Source organism: uncultured Brachyspira sp. (genome assembly GCF_949287625.1).
Classification (GTDB): domain Bacteria; phylum Spirochaetota; class Brachyspiria; order Brachyspirales; family Brachyspiraceae; genus Brachyspira.
In genome coordinates this window covers 1-4,132 of record NZ_CASEGO010000157.1, presented here as the reverse complement: position 1 = coordinate 4,132, position 4,132 = coordinate 1, and the positions used below count along the sequence as shown (strand labels likewise).

4 protein-coding genes are annotated in these 4,132 nt (G+C 25.2%); all 4 read right to left on the bottom strand.

The genetic code is table 11. The features are described from left to right. Positions 1-68: 68 nt before the first annotated feature. The gene (gene eno / locus Q1X91_RS14920) at positions 69-1,364 is read right to left on the bottom strand and encodes a phosphopyruvate hydratase (RefSeq protein ID WP_300759292.1); all 1,296 of its coding nucleotides are present in this window, start codon (positions 1,362-1,364) and stop codon (positions 69-71) included. A 104-nt stretch (positions 1,365-1,468) separates the two neighbouring features. Continuing rightward, the gene (locus tag Q1X91_RS14915) at positions 1,469-2,257 is read right to left on the bottom strand and encodes a glycosyltransferase family 2 protein (protein WP_300759291.1); all 789 of its coding nucleotides are present in this window, start codon (positions 2,255-2,257) and stop codon (positions 1,469-1,471) included. Position 2,258: 1 nt separating this feature from the next. Beyond that, the gene (locus Q1X91_RS14910; protein WP_300759289.1) at positions 2,259-3,095 is read right to left on the bottom strand and encodes a sugar phosphate isomerase/epimerase; all 837 of its coding nucleotides are present in this window, start codon (positions 3,093-3,095) and stop codon (positions 2,259-2,261) included. Next, positions 3,095-4,033, bottom strand: coding sequence for a hypothetical protein (locus tag Q1X91_RS14905; RefSeq protein WP_300759287.1), 939 nt, complete (start codon positions 4,031-4,033; stop codon positions 3,095-3,097). The genes Q1X91_RS14910 and Q1X91_RS14905 overlap by 1 nt, the downstream gene beginning before the upstream one ends. Between the last annotated feature and the right edge of the window lie 99 nt (positions 4,034-4,132).

Here is a 4,132-nt window from a genome sequence, read left to right as displayed (position 1 = left end):
ATAAATTGTTACCAGCTCTCGTTTATCGCTTTAAAGCTAAACTGTTATTTAATGCTTAATTAATATTATTATTTCATAACATTATAGAAAGCTTTTTTACCTAAGTAAATAGCTCTGCTGCCTAATTCTTCTTCAATTCTTAATAATTGATTATATTTAGCAATCCTATCACTTCTTGAAGCAGAACCTGTTTTTATTTGACCTGCATTAGTAGCTACTACTATATCAGCAATAGTAGAATCTTCTGTTTCACCAGATCTGTGAGAAACTACAGCAGTATAGTTATGAGTTTTAGCAAGTTCTATAGAGTCTAAAGTTTCAGTTAAAGTACCAATTTGATTTACTTTAATCAAAATAGAATTAGCAACACCTTTATCTAAACCCATTTGAAGTCTTTTTACATTAGTAACAAATAAATCGTCGCCTACTAATTGAACTTTTTTACCTAATTTTTCTGTTAAGATTTTCCAACCGTCCCAATCATCTTCAGCAACGCCATCTTCTATAGAGATAATAGGATATTTACTGCATAAATCAGCATAGAAATCAACCATTTCAGAAGGAGTTAATTCTCTATTGTCAGATTTATGGAATACATATTTTTTCTTATCTTTGTTATAGAATTCGCTTGAAGCAGGATCCATAGCTATCATTACATCTTCGCCAGGTTTGTATCCGGCTTTTTCTATAGCCTGCATAATTACTTGAAGAGGCTCTTCATTATCTTTAAGAGTAGGTGCAAATCCGCCTTCATCACCAACAGTAGTGCTTAAGCCTCTGTCATGAAGTATATTTTTTAAGTTATGGAATACTTCAGCTACATAGCGTAAACCTTCTTTGAAAGTAGGAGCACCAACTGGCATAACCATATATTCTTGGAAGTCGATCGGAGCTGATGAGTGAGCACCGCCGTTTAAGATATTAGCCATAGGCACTGGTAAAGTTTTGGCATTAGTTCCGCCTATATATCTGTATAAAGGCATACCTAATTCTTCAGCAGCAGCTTTTGCTACAGCTAGTGATACACCTAATATAGCATTAGCACCTAATTTACCTTTGTTTTCTGTACCGTCAAGTTCGATCATAGTTCTGTCTATTTCTACTTGATCCAAAGCATCCATATCGATAAGTTCATTACAAATAATTTCATTAACATTTTCTACGGCTTTTTGAACACCTTTACCCATATATCTTGATTTATCTCCGTCTCTTAATTCTACTGCTTCATGTTCTCCTGTAGAAGCTCCAGATGGTACTGCTGCTCTTCCCATAACACCGCTATCAAGCCATACATCTACTTCTACTGTAGGGTTTCCTCTTGAATCTAATATTTCTCTAGCTACTATATTATCTATTAAAGACATATTAAAACTCCTTATAAATTATAATTCTTATATATAATATAACATAAAATATAAATTTCAAGTGAAAAAATCGAACATTTATAAATATCTTATATTTTAGAGAATTATATTTTTTTTATTGTATTGTAATATCCAATATTTAATTTAAATAATGTTTTTATGATATTAAAATTGCCAGTAAAAGTTATTTTTGTAGGGGTTTTAGTATTTTTAGGATATATTCTTGATACAGGAATTTCACATACTTTATAATTTAATTTAGGTGCCATTACAGACATATAAAATAATAATTCATATCCAGAAAATATATTTCTAAATATATTTATATTTTCATCTAATAATAATTTTTTAGAAATACCTCTATATGCTGATGTAGTATCAGTATATTTAAAACCTGACATAAAACTAATCCAAGGAGCATGCATGAATTTTACAGCTAAATATCTTGATATTGGTGTATTTTTATGAATACCTCCCTTTATAAATCTTGATCCTTGTATAAAATCATACCCTTCTTCCAATTTTTTAATGAAATCTTTTATATATTCTACTCCATCTTTATTATTACCATCTATTGTTATTATTCCTTCATATCCTTGATTTAAAATATAATCAAATCCCATTCTAAACTGAGCACCTTGTTTTCCTTCTCCTGTTTTTATGAGCAAAGTTCTTACATTTACACTTTTTAAAAAATCTATATTAGTAGAATCATCATTACTTCCTCCGTCAAAAATAATAATATCCGCTATATTGTGTATATCATTATCTAACATAGATTGTAATTCTTTTTTTATTTTTTCTCCTTCATTTAGTAAAGGAATGCCTACACAATATTTATTTCTCTTCTGAAAAAATTCTTCTATCTTATAATCAGGTATTTCTCTCAACATATTAAATTGTTTCCTTTTCTATTGATTCTATAAAATCAATTATTTCGTTTATAATATTGATATTTTCTATCTCACTATTATTATTTATTACAGTTTCTATTGAACAGTGATTAACTTTAGAAGTTTTTAATTTTGAAAAATATTCTATTAAATTGTTTTTATAATCTGCATAATTATTTTTTAAATAAGGTATGCTTATATGACAATGAAAGCTATAATTCAATGAATTTACTAAATCTATGGATTGTGCTATATTCTCATTTTCTAAAATTATAGTACTTAAATCTAAATTTATTTTTATATTTTTTAAATCTATTTTTTTGACAAAATCAAATGTATCTTTAGTATTGGTTAAAAAATTAGTACCATATTCTTTAGAATTAGGCTCTAAACCAATTACAACATTATATTTAATAGCATCATCATTTAATTTTGTAAAGAATTCCAAAGCTATATCATTAGCCTTATCATAGGACATATTATCAGGAATGATTCTCAATTTTGGAGAACCAAATACTATATGCTCTATACCTAATGTAGAGGCAATCTCTATAGATTTTAATGTATATTCATATAAATTTTTTCTTTCAATTTCAGAATTGAATAATGAACAATTATTTAATCCAAAATGCAAACTTTGCATAGATACAGCTTTTAATCCAAAATCCTCCCATTCTTTTTTTAATCTAATATAATTATTATATTCATCATATAGACCTAAATTTGATATCTTAAATGGTACTACTTCTATGAATTTAATTTCTTTTTTTGATAAAAAATCATAAACATTATTTTTATTCTCTATATTCCAGGCTAAAGCAGATATACATAATTTCATTATAAAACTCCATTTAATTTAAAAAATGATACTAAATCATCATATATATTTTTTTCATTATATAAATATATTTTATCATTTCCCCATTTATCAGCATATATACTTTTCATATTGTAATTATATAATTTGGCATTGTTTGAAATAAATTCTCTATTAAAAATATTTTTCATAATATCTTTTGCTGAAATTGGAGCAGAACATATATTAAGTATAGGTATATTATATTTTATAGATTTTAATATATCATTATATAAATTATCTAAATTATAAAATTGAAAAGTACTTTCAGAATTTGTAAATTGTAAAGAAGTTTCATTAATACTAAATAATTCTTCCCTTATTTTATATATTGAATTATCTTTAATTGCATTACTTTTATCAAATACATATCTCTTTTTTTCTGAATCAAATTTATAATATTTTTTTGAAAAAACAATTTTATCTTTTATTGTTTCAAATTTACTTTCTGTAAAAAATGATGGTTCAGGATTGATTATATCATAGATAAAGTTCTTTTTTAAATTTTTACCAAATAATGCAGGTAATCTTATTATATGAGCATTATTAAAAATATTAGAAAATTCATCTTCTGCTATTTTTCTATTTTTTCCATAATCAGAATCCCCAATAAAACCATTGTTACTTTCATCATATATAACAGGCTGAGGATATACTGCTATAGTTGATATTAAAACAGCTTCCTTAGCTTTTACAGTACTTAATATATTTAGTAATTCTTTAATATTTGATAAATCCTTTTCAGGATTAGTATTAGCAAGCTGCATATCAGCTGGTATTGACGAACAAATTAGTAAATCAAATTCATTATTTTTAATATCATTTATATTTTTTGAATTATATTTAAAATGAAAATCAGATTTCAATAATATATTGCTTCCTACAAAACCTGTATAACCTATTAAACAATTATTATTCATAATTTACTCCTGAATTTTTTTAAAATAAAAAAAGCCAATACATAAAAATGTATTGACTTTTTTAAATAATAATATATAGTAAAAAATATTATTTCTGTT